This is a genomic window from Burkholderia sp. GbtcB21, from assembly GCF_019091065.1.
In the GTDB taxonomy this organism is placed as follows: Bacteria; Pseudomonadota; Gammaproteobacteria; order Burkholderiales; family Burkholderiaceae; genus Burkholderia; species Burkholderia pyrrocinia_C.
Map to the genome: position 1 here is coordinate 76,169 of NZ_JAGXKA010000003.1, position 15,216 is coordinate 91,384.

General features: G+C 66.4%; 14 protein-coding genes and 1 pseudogene. 8 read left to right on the top strand and 7 right to left on the bottom strand.

The genetic code is table 11. The features are described 5' to 3' along the window. Positions 1-5 precede the first annotated feature (5 nt). Positions 6-1,250, top strand: coding sequence for an acyl-CoA dehydrogenase family protein (locus tag KVT39_RS08405; RefSeq protein WP_217588477.1), 1,245 nt, complete (start codon positions 6-8; stop codon positions 1,248-1,250). Between the two features lie 100 nt (positions 1,251-1,350). Next, the gene (locus tag KVT39_RS08410) at positions 1,351-2,256 is read left to right on the top strand and encodes a LysR family transcriptional regulator (RefSeq protein ID WP_217588479.1); all 906 of its coding nucleotides are present in this window, start codon (positions 1,351-1,353) and stop codon (positions 2,254-2,256) included. 34 nt (positions 2,257-2,290) lie between these two features. Here the strand turns inward: KVT39_RS08410 and KVT39_RS08415 are convergent, their stop codons facing one another. From KVT39_RS08415 to KVT39_RS08425, 3 genes are all read right to left on the bottom strand, one after another. Beyond that, complete coding sequence (locus KVT39_RS08415) at positions 2,291-3,418, bottom strand: J domain-containing protein (protein WP_217588970.1); 1,128 nt, start codon at positions 3,416-3,418, stop codon at positions 2,291-2,293. Positions 3,419-3,620: 202 nt separating this feature from the next. After that, the gene (locus KVT39_RS08420) at positions 3,621-3,944 is read right to left on the bottom strand and encodes a DUF4148 domain-containing protein (RefSeq protein ID WP_034181049.1); all 324 of its coding nucleotides are present in this window, start codon (positions 3,942-3,944) and stop codon (positions 3,621-3,623) included. Between the two features lie 210 nt (positions 3,945-4,154). Beyond that, the gene (locus KVT39_RS08425) at positions 4,155-6,533 is read right to left on the bottom strand and encodes a DNA polymerase II (protein ID WP_217588480.1); all 2,379 of its coding nucleotides are present in this window, start codon (positions 6,531-6,533) and stop codon (positions 4,155-4,157) included. Between the two features lie 140 nt (positions 6,534-6,673). Here KVT39_RS08425 and KVT39_RS08430 point away from each other — a divergent pair, with 140 nt between their 5' ends. Together KVT39_RS08430 and KVT39_RS08435 are read left to right on the top strand one after the other, a co-directional pair. Then, positions 6,674-7,258 (top strand): TetR/AcrR family transcriptional regulator, encoded by a 585-nt coding sequence (locus KVT39_RS08430; protein ID WP_217588481.1) that lies wholly within the window; start codon positions 6,674-6,676, stop codon positions 7,256-7,258. An 88-nt stretch (positions 7,259-7,346) separates the two neighbouring features. Next, positions 7,347-8,087, top strand: coding sequence for an SDR family oxidoreductase (locus KVT39_RS08435; protein WP_131948177.1), 741 nt, complete (start codon positions 7,347-7,349; stop codon positions 8,085-8,087). Between the two features lie 89 nt (positions 8,088-8,176). Here the strand turns inward: KVT39_RS08435 and KVT39_RS08440 are convergent, their stop codons facing one another. Then, a complete protein-coding gene (locus tag KVT39_RS08440) occupies positions 8,177-8,638 on the bottom strand; it encodes a nuclear transport factor 2 family protein (RefSeq protein WP_034181052.1) in 462 nt (153 codons plus the stop codon). Between the two features lie 49 nt (positions 8,639-8,687). Then, positions 8,688-9,710 carry a 2-keto-3-deoxygluconate transporter gene (gene kdgT / locus KVT39_RS08445; RefSeq protein WP_034181053.1) on the bottom strand — a complete coding sequence of 341 codons (1,023 nt, stop codon included), beginning with the start codon at positions 9,708-9,710 and terminating at the stop codon, positions 8,688-8,690. 280 nt (positions 9,711-9,990) lie between these two features. Between kdgT and kduI the strand changes: the two are divergent. The 3 genes and pseudogenes from kduI (at position 9,991) to kdgR (ending at position 12,577) form a co-directional block, all read left to right on the top strand. Continuing rightward, positions 9,991-10,826 (top strand): annotated as a pseudogene (gene kduI / locus KVT39_RS08450) (5-dehydro-4-deoxy-D-glucuronate isomerase). Between the two features lie 4 nt (positions 10,827-10,830). Further along, positions 10,831-11,637 carry a 2-dehydro-3-deoxy-D-gluconate 5-dehydrogenase KduD gene (gene kduD, locus KVT39_RS08455; RefSeq protein WP_034181055.1) on the top strand — a complete coding sequence of 269 codons (807 nt, stop codon included), beginning with the start codon at positions 10,831-10,833 and terminating at the stop codon, positions 11,635-11,637. A 58-nt stretch (positions 11,638-11,695) separates the two neighbouring features. Beyond that, complete coding sequence (gene kdgR / locus KVT39_RS08460; RefSeq protein ID WP_034181056.1) at positions 11,696-12,577, top strand: DNA-binding transcriptional regulator KdgR; 882 nt, start codon at positions 11,696-11,698, stop codon at positions 12,575-12,577. Between the two features lie 48 nt (positions 12,578-12,625). Here kdgR and KVT39_RS08465 read toward each other — a convergent pair whose 3' ends face one another. Continuing rightward, positions 12,626-14,224 carry an EAL domain-containing protein gene (locus KVT39_RS08465; RefSeq protein WP_217588482.1) on the bottom strand — a complete coding sequence of 533 codons (1,599 nt, stop codon included), beginning with the start codon at positions 14,222-14,224 and terminating at the stop codon, positions 12,626-12,628. 465 nt (positions 14,225-14,689) lie between these two features. Between KVT39_RS08465 and KVT39_RS38410 the strand changes: the two genes are divergently transcribed. Further along, the gene (locus KVT39_RS38410) at positions 14,690-14,812 is read left to right on the top strand and encodes a hypothetical protein (protein WP_306795569.1); all 123 of its coding nucleotides are present in this window, start codon (positions 14,690-14,692) and stop codon (positions 14,810-14,812) included. Positions 14,813-14,847: 35 nt separating this feature from the next. On the opposite strand, the gene KVT39_RS08470 is transcribed toward KVT39_RS38410, so the two are convergent. Beyond that, complete coding sequence (locus tag KVT39_RS08470; protein ID WP_217588485.1) at positions 14,848-15,156, bottom strand: hypothetical protein; 309 nt, start codon at positions 15,154-15,156, stop codon at positions 14,848-14,850. Between the last annotated feature and the right edge of the window lie 60 nt (positions 15,157-15,216).

Genomic DNA, 15,216 nt, shown 5'->3' on the forward strand with positions numbered 1-15,216 from the left:
CGATCATGGACTTTGGCTACACCCCGAAAGTGGAAGAACTGCGCGAGCGCGTGCGCGCATTCATGGACGCACACATCGTGCCGCGCATCCGCCAGTGGAACGACGAAGTGCATGCGGGCCGGTATCCCGTGTCGTTCATGGAGGAACTGAAGGAACGCGCGAAGGCGGAGGGGCTGTGGAACCTGTTCTTGCCGCACCTGAAGGGCGACGAGCCCGGCACGGGCCTGACGAACCTCGAATACGCGCCGCTCGCCGAGATCATGGGGCGCGTGAGCTGGGCGTCGGAGGTGTTCAACTGCAACGCGCCGGACACGGGCAACATGGAGCTGCTGCACATGTTCGCGACGCCCGAGCAGCGCGAGCAGTGGCTGCTGCCGCTGCTGCGCGGCGAGATCCGTTCGGCGTTCGCGATGACGGAGCCCGACGTGGCGTCGTCGGATGCGACGAACATCACGACGCGCATCGAGCGCGCGGGCGACGAGTACGTGATCAACGGCCGCAAGTGGTTCATCACCAACGCCGCGCATCCGAACTGCAAGATCTTCATCGTGATGGGCAAGACCGATCCCGACGCCGAGTCGCACCAGCAGCAGAGCATGATCCTCGTGCCGCGCGACACGCCGGGCGTGACGATCGTGCGCAACATCACGGTGGTCAATCATCACGCGCCGGAAGGGCACTGCGAGATCACGTTCGACAACGTGCGCGTGCCGGCGCGCAACCTGCTCGGCGACGAAGGCAGCGGCTTCGCGCTCGCGCAGGCCCGCCTCGGGCCGGGCCGCATCCATCACTGCATGCGTTCGATCGGCGCGGCCGAGCTCGCGCTGGAGCTGATGGTCGATCGCGCGCAGTCGCGCGTCGCGTTCGGCAAGCCGCTGAACCGGCACGGCACCGTCGGCGAATGGATCGCGCGCTCGCGCATCGAGATCGACCAGGCGCGCCTGCTGGTGCTGAAGGCCGCGTGGATGATCGACAAGGTCGGCGCGAAGGCCGCGCGCAAGGAAATCTCGATGATCAAGGCGCTCGTGCCGACCGTGTATACGGACGTCTGCGACCGCGCGATGCAGGTGTTCGGCGCGGCGGGGTTGAGCCCCGATACGCCGCTCGCCGATCTGTGGACCTGGGGCCGCGCGCTGCGCTTCGCCGACGGCCCGGACGAGGTGCACCTGCAGGCGATCGCGCGGATGGAGATCAAGGACGGCGAGCCGGGCTCGACCGCGCGTTACCTGACGCCGCCGCCGCGCGGTTGAGCGGCGCACCGGGATGCGCAACGCGTCTGGTGCCGCTCGCGGGGCCGGCATGGACGAACGAACGGCGCACGCCTTAAGATGCCGGCAAGGAGATCCGGCGATGCGCCTTTCGAAGATTGATCTGAACCTGTTCGTCGTATTCGAGGCGATCTACAACAAGCGCAACCTGACGCGGGCGGCCGAGGTGCTGAACCTCACGCAGCCGGCCGTCAGCAACGCGCTGGCACGGCTGCGCAAGACGCTGAACGATCCGCTGTTCGTCAGCACGCCGGCCGGGATGATGCCGACGCCGATGGCCGAGAACATCGTCGGCCGCGTGCGCGAGGCGCTGCAGCTGCTCGATTCGAGTGCGCACGAAGGCGACGTGTTCGATCCCGCTTCGTCGGCGCGCGTGTTCCGGCTCAGCATGAGCGACCTCACCGAAGCGCTGCTGCTGCCGGCGCTCGGCGAACTGCTGCAAACGCATGCGCCCGGCATGCATGTGCGCAGCTACACGATGGACCGCCGCGAAGTGGCCACCGCGCTCGCGAACGGCTCGGTCGACATCGCGATCGACGCGCCGTTGATCGGCGATCCGCATCTGCACCAGGCGCTGCTCGTGCGCGACCGCTACGCGTGCATGATCCGCGACGACCACCCGTTCAAGGGCGACACGCTGACCATGGACGACTACCTGTCGATGGGGCACATCCACGTGTCGAGCCGCCGCAAGGGCAGCGGGCACGTCGACGCGGAACTGACGCGACTCGGGCTGCGCCGCAATATCCAGATGCGCGTGCAGCACTACATGGTCGCGCCGCTGATCGCGATGCGCGGCGATCTCGCGCTGACGGCGCCGCTGCGGCTGCTGCAGCGCTATCCGGCGCGGATCCTCGAACTGCCGTTCGAGATGCCGGGGCTCGAATACTTCTGCTACTGGCATCGCAGCGCCGATCAGGACCAGGGCAGCCGGTGGCTGCGCGAACAGTTGATGACGCTGATGGGCGGGATGGGCGAGCCGCAGTGACGCTCGACGTTCTGCGGGTACAGCGCGTGCGCGCTTAAAACGGATCGTCGTCGAAGCGGGAGGAAGCCGGCCGGCGCTTCATGTCCTTCAGCCAGTCCCGGACGTTTTCCGGATCGTCGAATTCGCGCAGCGCCACGGTCAGGTCGTGGTTGCTGCGCTGCATGCCGGCAATGTCGCGCGTGAGCATGCGCATCACGGTATCGGGTGCCACCTTGACCGACGACGCGATGCCGTAAGTCCGCCGGAAACCGGTCTCGACGTGCTGGATCTCCTGATCCAGCTCGCGGATCTGTTCCTCCAGGATGCCGTTGTAGCGCGTCAGCCGATCTTCACCGAGGCCGGCGATCGCGCGCCGGTCGATCTGCTCGATCTCCAGTTGCAGCTCCAGCAGTTGCAGGAGATTGCCCTTCGCATAAGCGTGGTTGACCCGCTGCATCAGCACCGTCTTGCGTTGCTGTTCACGGGGATCGGTTTCGCGATCGGGATGCAGCACGCTCGCGAGCTTGCGATAGACCTCGCGGATCGACTTGCTCGATTCGGCCTGCTCGGCTTCGCGTTTGGCTGCCGCGGCCGATTGCCGGGGTGCTTTCTTGCGCTTCGCGCGCTGTGCCTCGCGGGCCTCGTGGGCGGCCATGTCGCGCTTGAACTGTTCGTCCTGTTCGGCTTGCATGCGCTCGATCAGTTCGTCGGGCGATAGCGTGTCGAGGTCGTCTGCCGGTTCAATGCGCGGCATCGGCTCCGGTTCCGGCTTCATCTGCTCGATATCGGCCGCTGCGTTGCCTTCGTTGTCGGATGCGCTGTGCCGGTTGTAGATGACTTTCAGCTGCGCGTCGTCGCTGACGTCGAGCAGGTTGCGCGCCATATCGGCGATCAGTGCGGACAGCGTGCGCTGCTCGGCCTTGCTCAAACCCTTCTGCAGGAACGCGTCGTCGAGCAGATTGAGCAAGCTGATCCGCAATGCCGTCGATGCCTGTTCGAGCGGCAACAGCCCGTCGACGAATTTTTTCTGGAAGACCGGCATGACGGCTTCCCACGCACCGAGATGTTCGCGCCTTTTTTCGATTTGCTCGACGAGCGTGTTGAACGCCTTCTGGGCTTTCGACAGGCTGGCTGTCTCGTGGCTGGGCGCGATGACGACCGCGGCTCCGCGACGTGCGGTCATGATTGATGTCCTCCGGCCGCGGCAGGAGGCGCGGCAGGCCGGTATTTTAGCCGGACGGGCGCTCCTCCGGCTTCCGGTTCCGTGCTTGCGTCGTATCGGGTGCCTGGCCGCCCGGGCGACAGCGAGCAACGCTACGCGCCATGGAGGTCCCGGTCGCCGGCGGCCCGGAAGGGCCTGCTCCTCAGAAACGACCGGCAGCGCGTTATTGCCTTACCGGCGCAACCGCCGGCGCGCCCGAATCCGAGCCCGCTGCGCCGTTCGCCCCGTAGGCGGCTTCCGCGCTCTTGCGTTCGGCGAGGCGCTTGGCGGCCAGGCGTTCCTGCGCGGCGACGATATCGCCCGGATAGTTGTCGCCGTCGCCGGCAATCGGCTCGTAGCCGACCGATTCGAGGTCGAGCAGTTCCTGGCGCACTTGTGCGCGCGTGAGCGTCGAGTGCGACGATTGCGCGTACGACGCGGCCGGTGCGGCGAGAAGAGCAGTGGCGGTAGCGGCGACAGTGGCGATGGTGACGATGATGGATTTCACGGTTTCCTCAGACGATTGCGTTGCGGTTCGGCGCGAATTTGCTTCGCTGAACCGACGAGACAAGTTTAGGAACCCGGACCGGCCGGATAAATGGCGATTCCTGACCAACTGTGTTCCTGAATGAGTCAGAGTGAGTGATGCGCGCGCAACACGACGAAGATCGACGTCAGGCGGAGGAGAGGTTGCGGTGGCGTGCGCAGCGCCGTTGCATCAGTCGCCGAACAGCTGCCCCTGCCCGGAGATCACGCGTTCGAAATCGTCGCGCAGGAACGGCAGGATCGCATCGGCGACGGGCTGCAACTGGCGGCTCAGGTAGAACGCGTAGTCGATCGGCGAACGCATCGTTTCGAGCGGCTCGGGGCCGGCCGTCGTCATCACGTAGCTGATCCAGCCGCCGCGCTGGTACTGCATCGGCCGGCCTTGCGCCTGGTTGAACTCGTCGGCGATCCGCGCCGCGCGCACATGCGGCGGCACGTTGCGCTCGTACTCGCGCAGCGGCCGGCGCACGCGCTTGCGGTAGACGAGCTGGTCGTCGAATTCGCCGGCGAGCGTGCGCTGCACGGTGTCGCGAATGAAATCCTGGTACGGCTCGCGTCTGAACACGCGCCGGTACAGCTCGCGCTGGAACTGCTGCGCGAGCGGCGTCCAGTCGGTACGCACCGTTTCGAGCCCCTTGAAGACGAGGTCCTCGCCGCCGTCGGCCGTCGCCGCGAGGCCCGCGTAGCGCTTCTTGCTGCCTTCTTCCGCACCGCGCACGGTCGGCATCAGGAACCGCCGGTAATGCCGCTCGTACTGCAGTTCCAGCGCGCTTTCGAGCCCGAAGTGGTCGCGCAGGTGCGCGTGCCACCAGCGGTTCACGTGCTCGACGAGCGCGCGGCCCTTGGCGCCGGCTTCGTCGTCGTCGTGCGCGCGACCGAGCCACACGAACGTCGAATCGGTATCGCCGTAGATTACTTCGTAACCCTGAGCTTCGATCAGCTCGCGCGTGCGGTGCATGATCTCGTGGCCCCGCATCGTGATCGACGACGCGAGGCGCGGGTCGAAGAAGCGGCAGCCCGTCGAGCCGAGCACGCCGTAGAACGAATTCATGATGATCTTCAGCGCCTGCGACAGCGGCGCGTTGCGCTGCCGTTTCGCATCGTCGCGGCCTTCCCACACGCGGCGCACGATATCGGGCAGGCAGTGCGCGGTGCGCGAGAAGCGCGCGCCGAGAAAACCCGGCACCGACGCGTCGTCGCCGGGGTTCGCGAGCCCTTCGATCAGCCCGACGGGATCGATCAGGAACGTGCGGATGATCGACGGATAGAGGCTCTTGTAGTCGAACACGAGCACCGAGTCGTACAGCCCGGGGCGCGAATCCATCACGAAGCCGCCGGGGCTGTTCTGCCCCGTCACGTCGCCGAGGTTCGGTGCGACATAGCCGAGCCTGTGCATGCGCGGCAGGTACAGGTGCGTGAACGCCGCGACCGACCCGCCGGTGCGATCGGCCGCGAGCCCCGTGACGCTCGCGCGTTCGAGCGCGAAGGACAGCAGGTCGGCCTTGTCGAAGATACGCGTGACGAGCTCGCAGTCCTTCAGGTTGTAGTGCGCGAGCGCGGGCTTGTCGTGGTCGAAGCGGCGCTGGATCTCGTCCATCCGCTGGTACGGATTGTCGATCGACTTGCCTTCGCCGAGCAGCGCTTGCGACACGTATTCGAGGCTGAACGACGGGAACGTCCACGTCGCGGATTTCAGCATGTCGATGCCGTCGAGGATCAGGCGGCCGGCCGCGCCCGCGAAGAAGTGGTCGGGCTGCTGGCCGTGCGCGCGCCAGTCGAGCACGCTGCCGCCGCGCCCGAGCTTCAGCGGCACGCCGTATTGCTCCGCGTGCGCATGCAGGATGCGCAGGTCGAACTGCACGAGGTTCCAGCCGATCACCGCATCGGGATCGTGTTCGTCGAACCAGTCGTTCAGCCGCGCGAGCATCGCGGGCCGGCTGTCGCAGTAGTCGAGACGGAAGTCGATGGCGCTCGCGTCGGCATCGCCGTTCGGCGGCCCGAGCATGTAGACCTGCCGTTGGCCGCAGCCTTCGAGCGCGATCGAATACAGCTCGCCGTGGACGCTGGTTTCGATGTCGAGCGACACGCAGCGCAGCGCCGGGCGGTAGCCGGTCGCGGGTTTCAGCTCGCCGCCGGTCAGCGTGCCGTCGTTACCGGGCTGGCCGCGAAACTGCACGCATGCCGTGATGAAGCGCTCCATCGCGTAGCGGTCGGGCGGCTGCACATCGGCTTCGTAGACGTCGACGCCGGCCGCCGCGAGGCGCTTCTGGAGCCCGGACAGGTGGCGATAGCGCCGGCAATAGAGACCGACGACCGGGCGCCGGCTGAAATCGCGCAATGCGAGCGGGCGCAATTCCGCATCGCGTTCGCCAGCCAGTGTGCGTTCGGCGAGCGCCTGCTGTTCGGCCGGGATGAACGCGACGGCTTCCTGCGGGCGCAACCGCACGCGGCGCGGACCGTGTTCGGTTGCCAGCCAGAACTCGATCTCGATGCCGGTCGCGGTGTCCCGCCAGTGGCGGGTGAGGATGAAACCCTGCTCGAACGCAGTCAAAACGCTTGCTCGTCGTGGATGCCCAGGCGGCGGATTTTAGCGCTTGGGCGGGGTCCGTGCCTGACGCGGGCATGGATGAAATGGGGATGGAGCGATATCGGTTTATTGACTGATCTGTCCATAACGCCTATTCTGCGGCAATGGTGAGACCACGTGAATTCGATCGGGACGAGGCACTGGAGCGTGCGTTGCGCGTGTTCTGGGAGAAGGGCTATGCCGCGACGTCCACCGATGACCTGCTGAGTGCGATGCAGATCGGCAGGCAGAGCCTCTATAACGCGTTCGGCGACAAGCGCAGGCTGTACGTCGAAGCGCTCGAACGCTACCAGTCGGACAGCGTGTCGGGCCACGTCGCACGCCTGACGGCATCGGCGTCCGCGATCGCGGGTATCGAGGCGCTGCTGCTCGGCGTGATCGCCGGCAACGCGTCCGAGCGCGTGCTCGGCTGCATGGGCGTCAATGCGATCTGCGAATTCGGCACGGCCGATCCCGAGCTGGCCGAGCTGCGCGAGAAAGCCGGTGCGATGCTGCACAAGCAGATCGTCGCGCGCGTCCGCGAAGGGCAGGACGCGGGCGAGATCGACCGTGCAATCGATGCGCGCGAGGCCGCGAGTTTCATCCTGACGACGATGCAGGGTATCCAGCTCGGCGCGCGTGCCGGGTCGAAGCTGCAGGCGTTGCGCACGACTGCGGAATTCGCGACTGATCGCCTCAGGGCGCGCTGATACCGATACACGCAAGACAACGCGCCGGCATGGCTGCCGGCGTTTTTTTGGATACTTATTGACTGATCAGTCCATAAAGGAGCGAATCATGACAGGCATTTCCGGCGGCGCACGCAAGGCCGCGATCGTATTCGGCGGGTCGCGCGGGATCGGCGCGGCCATCGCCCGGCGGCTCGCGGCCGACGGCGCGGATGTCGCGTTCACCTACGTCTCGGCGCCCGAGCGCGCGCAGGAAACCGCTGCCGCGATCGAAGCGAGCGGGCGGGCTGCGCTGGCGATCCGGGCCGACAGCGCGAACGCGGACGAGATCCGCCAGGCCGTCGCGCAGGCGGTCGGGCGCTTCGGGCGGCTCGATGTCGTCGTGGTCAATGCGGGCATCCTGAAGCTGGGCGACGTGGCCGAGGTCAGCGTCGACGATCTCGACCGGATGCTGGCGGTCAACGTGCGGGGCGTGTTCCTGGCCGTCCAGGCCGGCGCCGCGCACCTGACGCACGGCGGCCGGATCGTCACGATCGGCAGCAACACGGCCGTGCGCAGCGGGCATCCGGGGTCGAGCGTCTATTCGATGACGAAGGCCGCGGTGGCCGTGATGGTCAAGGGCATCGCCGTCGATCTCGCACCGCGCGGGATCACGATCAACAACGTGCAGCCGGGGCCGGTCGAGACCGACATGACGGCCGATCACCTCGACCGGATTCGCCCGCTGATTCCGCTGCGGCGGGCCGGCAGCCCGGACGAGATTGCATCGCTGGTGGCATGGCTCGCGAGTGCCGAATCGGGATACATGACGGGATCGAGCCTGACGATCGACGGCGGGATGGCGTTGTAGCGCGATGCGCTCCGGAGCCGCGCGACGCTCCGGAGCGGACGGGATCGGGACGGTGCGACTGCGCTGCACGATGCCGCGGGATAGCGCCGTCACTCCTTCGGCAGCAAATACGCTTGCCGCGCGAACAGCCGCCATCCGTCCGGATGCCGCTTCCACACCTGCAGCACGCCGATATGCGCGGTGCTCGTCTTGCCGTCCGGCAGGTTGTTGACGGAATCGAACGTATGGCGCACCCATGCGCTGTCGCCGCTCACCGTCACCGTCTGGCCCGACAGTGCGATCGACTGGAACGCGTGCGTGCCGTCGAGCGTCTTCAGGAATGCGGCGCGGTCCTGCAACTGGCCGGACGAGTGGCCATAGGTGAGATCGTCCTCGACGAGCGTGCGCAGCGCGGCGCCGTTGCTGTCGAGCATCGCGACGCGCAGGCGCTCGACCGCATGCGCGACGCGCTCGGCATCGGCATCGGCGGCGTGAGCGGCGGCGCTTCCGGCAAGCAGCGCGGCAACGGCGACGAAACGGGCAGCGGCGCCGAAGCGCTTGAGCAATGACATGGCGAACGGATTTCCTGTGACGGGAGTGGGGAACGACGTCAAAAGCGCATCACACATGGCCTTCATGCTCGATCGGGCTTCCATGCGCGGGCCGTGCGGCCATCGACGGCAGCGACGCACCGCTTGCCCGCGCCGCCCGCCGCGCCCACATCGCCGTCAGAATCGGCACGAGGATCGCCGTGACGAGGCAAGCAGTCGCGACGATCGCGGTCGCGGCCGGCACCATCGGTTTGAACTTCGGAATCATCTCGCCGATGATCGCCGGGTTCGCGACCGCTGCGCCGGCCGTCGATGACGCAGCAAGACCCGCCGTGCCGTTGCCGCCGCCGACGAATTTGTCGGCAAGAATCAGCGGCACGCCCGTCACGACGATCACCGCGAGCCCGAGCGCGATGCCCGGCAGGCCGCTTTTCGCGATCACGTTGAGATCGATGCCGTTGCCGAGCGCGAAGCCGAAGAACGGGATCAGCGGATGCACGCAGCGTCCGAACAGCTCGCGCAGGTCCTCATCGAGATTGCCGAGCGTGAAGCCGATCAGGAACGGCAGCACCGCGCCGACGAACAGCCGCGTCTCGAACACCGCGACGCCGGCCGCGCCGAGGATCAGCATGCTGACGAGCGGCCCCGATTCGATCGACATCAGCACGAACGCGCCGGCTTCCTCCTTGCTGCCGTACTGCTGCATCACGGCCGCATAGAGGCCGCCGTTGGTCATGTCCATCGACGTCGTGATCGCGAGCAGCGACAGGCCCGCGAACAGGCCCGTCCGGATGCCGTCGTCGGGGATGAACCGCGCGGCGATCAGCGTCGCGAGCCACGCGACCAGGATCTTCGTCGCGAGCAGCGTGCCCGATTTGCGCAGCACGACGCCCGTCGCGCGCAGGTTGATCGTCGCGCCCATGCAGAAGAACCACACGGCGAGGATCGGCACCGTGCCCGCGATCAGGCCGTTGGTGAACGAGCCGAAATACTTCCCGGCGTTCGGTGCGAACGTATGCACGCACGCGCCGAGCAGCATCGGGACCAGCATGAGCCCGCCGGGAATGCGGTCGATGGCCTGTTTCAGCTTCACGTCTCCTCCGTGGACGTCGATGCGTCCCGTTGTCAAATGATGTCTGCTGACTGACTATAGGACATGATTCGGAACGTCGGTCCGTTTTTATGAATTTGTCGGGTAGTCGTATACCCGTAACTTCATAAATTGCTGATAAAAAAGGGATTAATTGCGCGTTGGCGCGATGCAAAAAATCCGGTTCATCGTTCCGAATCTGAAAAATTTGTGCTTCAATTCATCGTATGACCGTCGGCCGCACAGGCATCGGCGGCGTGTCCATCCCCCATGGAGAACCGGCATGGAAGTGCGGCAGGGCATCCACAGCGAACACGCGAAAGCGCTCGACACGGCCGGCCTGCGCCGGCTTTCCTGGTGGAAAACGTGTTCGAGCCGGACGGGCTGTCGCTCACCTACAGCCATATCAATCGCATCATCGTCGGCGGTGCGTGGCCGGCCACGCGGCCGGTCGAGGTGCCCGCATCACTCGGCGCCGCGATCGGCGTGAGCCATCTGCTGGAGCGGCGCGAACTGGGCGCGATCAACATCGGCGGGCCCGGCTGGGTCGAGGTCGACGGGCAGCGTCACGCGGTGGGTACCGAGGAGGCGATCTACATCGGGCAAGGCGGGCAGGGCGTCGTGTTCGGCAGCGACGATCGCGCGCATCCCGCGAAGTTCTACGTGAACTGCGCGCCCGCGCACACCGCGTATCCGACGCGCACCATCACGCTTGCGCAGGCGTCGCCCGAAACGCTCGGCGATGCGGCGACGAGCAATCGCCGCACGATCTACAAGTTCATCGTGCCCGACGTGCTGCCCACGTGCCAGCTGTCGATGGGGATGACGAAGCTCGAGCCGGGCAGCCTGTGGAACACGATGCCGTGCCATACGCACGAGCGCCGGATGGAGGTGTATTTCTACTTCAACCTCGCCGACGACGCGGCCGTGTTCCACATGCTCGGCGAACCGCGGGAAACACGCCACGTGGTCGTGCACAACGAGCAGGCGGTGATCTCGCCGAGCTGGTCGATCCACTCGGGCGTCGGCACGAAGGCGTACACGTTCATCTGGGGGATGGTCGGCGAGAACCAGGTGTTCAAGGACATGGACCACATCGCCGTCGCCGATCTGCGCTGACACCATGAAACGCGACAACCCCGATCTTCCTTCCGCCGATGCGCGTTCCGCGCTCGCCGGCCTGTTCGACCTGACCGGCAAGGTCGCGATCGTCACCGGTTGCAACACGGGGCTCGGCGCGGCGATGGCCATCGCGCTCGCGTCGGCCGGCTGCGACATCGTCGGCGCGAATCGCTCGGCGCCGGATGCGACGTCGGCGCGTGTCGCGGCGGCGGGGCGGCGTTTCGTCGACGTGCGCGCGGACCTGTCGACGCTGGAGCCGGTCGAGCGAATCGTCGGCGGCGCGGTCGATGCGTTCGGCCAGGTCGACATCCTCGTCAACAACGCGGGCGTGATCCGCCGCTGCGATGCGCTCGATTTCACCGAGGCGGACTGGGACGCCGTCGTCGACGTGAACCTGAAGAGCGTGTTCTTCCTGTCGCAGGCGGTGGCGCGGCAGATGGTGCGGCAGGGGCGCGGCGGCAAGATCGTGAACATCGCGTCGATGCTGTCGTTCCAGGGCGGCATCCGCGTGCCTTCATACACGGCGTCGAAGAGCGGTGTGCTGGGCCTCACGCGGCTGCTCGCGAACGAATGGGCCGCGCGCGGGATCAACGTGAACGCGATCGCGCCCGGCTACATGGAGACCGACAACACCGCGCAGCTGCGCGAGGACAGCCGGCGCAGCGACGAAATCCTCGGCCGCATCCCGGCCGGCCGCTGGGGCGTGCCCGACGATCTCGCGGGCGCGGCCGTGTTCCTCGCGTCGCGTGCATCGGACTACGTGCACGGCCACACGCTCGCCGTCGACGGCGGGTGGCTCGCACGCTGACGGTATTGCGCGGCGGACGCGTTATGCTCTCCCGATTCGCATCTACGGATTCACGGACATGACAGCAACGCCCAGGCAGCGCAAGCGCGATCAGGCGAACGTGGCACCGCAGGCCGACCCGTCGGCGGCTGGCGCCGCGGAGAAGGCCGATTCGGTCGCGGCCGTCGGGAAGGTCTTCACGATCCTCGCGGCGCTCGGCGATCGCCGCGAGATCGGCATCAGCGAGCTGTCGCAGCAGCTCGGCATGTCGAAGACGACGGTCCATCGCTTCCTGCAAACGCTCAAGACGCTCGGTTATGTCGCGCAGGAAGGCGAGACCGACCGCTACCGGCTGACGATCCGGCTGTTCGAACTCGGCAGCAAGGCGCTGGAGAGCGTGGACCTCGTGCGCGAGGCCGATCTCGAGATGCGCCGCATCGGGCAACTGACGCGCGAAGCCGTGCACCTCGGCGCATTCGACGAGGACGCGATCATCTACATCCACAAGATCGATGCCGATTACGGGCTGCGCATGCAGTCGCGGATCGGCCGGCGCAATCCGCTCTACAGCACGGCGATCGGCAAGGTGCTGCTCGCGTGGATGTCGCCCGACGAGGCGCGCGCGGTGCTGGCCGGCATCGAGTTCAGGAAGTCGACCGCGAAGACGCTGTCGTCGGCGGACGCGGTGATGAGCATCCTGCCGCATGTGCGGCAGCAGGGCTACGGCGAGGACAACGAAGAACAGGAAGACGGCCTGATGTGTCTGGCGGTGCCCGTGTTCGATCGTTTCGGCCGCGTGATCGCGGGGCTGTCGATTTCGTTCCCGACGATGCGCTGCGGCGCGGATACGAAGGCGCATTACATCGCATTGCTGAAGGAATCGGGGCGGGCGATTTCCGCGCGGCTCGGGCATCGCCCGGAAGCGGCCGGCATCGAGCCGGCGGCTATCGCGCAGGATTGAGCGTTCGAGGTGCGCGCAATAGGGCCGCGCACCTCGGCGGCAACGCCGCTACACCCATGCGCAATCGTGCCTCAGGTTCTCCGCCCGCTGCGGCCACTGATACAGGTAGCCTTGCGCGTACTGGATCCCGATCGCCTCCAGCGCGCAATGCTGTGCTTCGGTCTCCACGCCTTCGGCGATGATCTTCAAGCCGTAGTAATGCGCGACGGCGGCGATCCCCTCGATCAGCCCTGCGCCGCCGTCGCTCAGTCGTGCGGTGAACTGGCGATCGATCTTCACGTAGTCGAACGGAAAGCGCGACAGCATGTCGAGATTGCTGTGATTCGTGCCGAAATCGTCGATCGCGAACTTCGCGCCTTTCGACCTGAGCGCATGGAATATCGCGGTGGTCCGCGCGTTCTTTTCGAGCAGGATGCGCTCGGTGACTTCGAGCACCAGCGTAAAGCCGGGCGGCAGCGAGCGGATTGTTTCGTCGACGACGGACACGAACCGCGCGCTTTCGAGATCCTTCGGCGAGACGTTCACGGCGATGCGCAGCGGCACGGACGGCGTCAGTGCGGTCAGTTCGGACACGGCCGTCCGCAGCACGAATTCCGTCACCTTCGGCAGGATCGTGCTCGATTCGACCTGCGGGATGAACAGCGCCGGGCTGATTGGCCCCCATTTCGGATGGTGCCAGCGCAGCAGCGCCTCGACGCCGACTGTCCTGCACGTCCGGACGTCGACGATCGGCTGGTACACGACATGGAACTCGTTGCGCCTGAGCGCCTGGCGAACGGCCTTCAGCAACAGCCGCCGCGGCGCCATCGCCAGCAGGTAGGCGGCGATCACGAGGCCATCGGCGAGCAGCGCGATCGTCATGCAGATCAACCGATAGTGGCGCTGGGCCTGCGACGCGTAGTGCGTCGACGCGGCGACCGACACCGTGAACGGCCATCGGTGCGACGCGATCGTGCTTCCGTCTGCGAGGCCGGCGTTCGATTCCGGCGCGTACTTTCCGTTCTGGTCGAGATGGCCCGAACCTGCGATCGACAGGGTCGCGGTTTCCGTGCCGTGATGGGCGCCGCGCGCGAGCGCGTCGGCCACGTAGTCGCCCTCGATCAGGTAGAGCACACCCGCACCGCGCGCGGTGGCGCGAAACACGGACAGCACCGGAATGTCGTGCTGAAACGGCGTCTGGCGCAACAGCGTGACGATTGTCGATCCCGGTTTCGGCTCGCGCGTGTACGCGTCGAGCGGCACGTCGATCGCGCCGAGCGCCGACGAGCATGTGACGCGACCGTGGTTCACCAGCCCGACGGCACGCAGGTAGCGCAGGCGAGTGCCCACTTCGGCCAGCGTCCGGAAGATCGTCGCGCATGGCCGCCCGACCAGCGCGGTCAACTCGTCCGCATGTCGCAGACGGACGCCGTCGAGGATGCGGTCCACCGATGCGACGATGTCGTTCGCGGTGACGCGCTCGTGTGTGGTGACGGCATCGCGCGCGTAGCGATCGGCAAGCACGATCGCCAAGGTCGGCACGATCACGCAAACGATTACGGCAACGAAAAAGACAACTCGCGGCCACGCGCCGCTGCGCTGGAAAACTGGCTTAGAGCCTGGCGTGAGCGCCGACATTCCCGCAGTTGCCTTTCGTGTTGTTCGCATGGAGACGCAAGCCGAACCGGTCGATGCGCAAACGGCGAGCATGCGTCGTGCCGGGTCCCGCGCGCCGATATCCCGATGCTAATCGATTCAACGGTCGCGAGGGCCATGGGCGGCGGCACCTCGCGATCGGCCATTCATCCGGAGGCTCGCGACCATAACATGTGCCTGTGGCACATGTATATCGACGTAGCACACCGAAAAAAACCCCGGCCGCAAGGTCGTGCGGCCGGGACGAAAGACACCTTCTCTTGGCACGAGGATGGTGCGCGGCAAGTATAAGGTGCGACGCGGGATTGCAAAATATTGTTATTCAACAAATGGTGTAGTTTTGTGATTGCATCTCGACAGGAAATATTTTTTACGCGGCGCCGTTTTCGTCGAACCGATGCCGGTGCATGAGCGGTCGCTGCACGAAGTCGGCCGCACGGTACGCCGCGCTATGACGCCATCAACGGAGAGCATGGAGTGCTGTCGAAAGGTGAACGACAGGAATGGCTGGCGCTGCTCGATCGCATTGCCGATCCCGCGATGCGGGCCGGTATCGCCGGCACGTTCATGCAGGTGCTGAAGCGGCCTGACGTCGAATGATCGATGCGGTGCCGGCGCGTTGCACCGGCCGCGATTCAGAAATCGTTGCGCATCTTGCGAAGCAGCTCGCCGGGCGACTGGTGCGTGTCGATTGCGGTGAGCACGTCGGTCAGGAACCACGGCAGGTTCAGCTGCGTGTCGGAATCGCCGACGCACACGCGGATCGGCGGCGCCTTCGACGGGGAGCGGGTGTCGTACGCGGCGTCGCGGGACGGGACGCAATTCTTTGCATGCGCTTGAACAGGAACCGGCGCATTGGCGCCGGACGATGATGCGCCGGCGGCTGCCGGCAAGCTGACGGCGGCAAGCAGGGTCAGGACAGCGACAATGGCAACGCGTTTCATGGGAATCTCCGGCGATGCAGGTTCGACCGCGCGGGCGGACGCGAGTTCGTCGATGCCGCG

Bases quoted from the DNA above. Each gene is read 5' to 3' on its own strand.
- KVT39_RS08440 (WP_034181052.1), bottom strand. From the start codon at position 8,638: ATGTCATTGCTCAAGCGCTTCGGCGCCGCTGCCCGTTTCGTCGCCGTT.
- KVT39_RS08470 (WP_217588485.1), bottom strand. From the start codon at position 15,156: ATGAAACGCGTTGCCATTGTCGCTGTCCTGACCCTGCTTGCCGCCGTC.
- kdgR (WP_034181056.1), top strand. From the start codon at position 11,696: ATGACAGCAACGCCCAGGCAGCGCAAGCGCGATCAGGCGAACGTGGCA.
- KVT39_RS08430 (WP_217588481.1), top strand. From the start codon at position 6,674: ATGGTGAGACCACGTGAATTCGATCGGGACGAGGCACTGGAGCGTGCG.
- KVT39_RS08415 (WP_217588970.1), bottom strand. From the start codon at position 3,418: ATGACCGCACGTCGCGGAGCCGCGGTCGTCATCGCGCCCAGCCACGAG.
- KVT39_RS08465 (WP_217588482.1), bottom strand. From the start codon at position 14,224: ATGCGAACAACACGAAAGGCAACTGCGGGAATGTCGGCGCTCACGCCA.
- kduD (WP_034181055.1), top strand. From the start codon at position 10,831: ATGAAACGCGACAACCCCGATCTTCCTTCCGCCGATGCGCGTTCCGCG.
- KVT39_RS08435 (WP_131948177.1), top strand. From the start codon at position 7,347: ATGACAGGCATTTCCGGCGGCGCACGCAAGGCCGCGATCGTATTCGGC.
- KVT39_RS08410 (WP_217588479.1), top strand. From the start codon at position 1,351: ATGCGCCTTTCGAAGATTGATCTGAACCTGTTCGTCGTATTCGAGGCG.
- KVT39_RS08405 (WP_217588477.1), top strand. From the start codon at position 6: ATGGACTTTGGCTACACCCCGAAAGTGGAAGAACTGCGCGAGCGCGTG.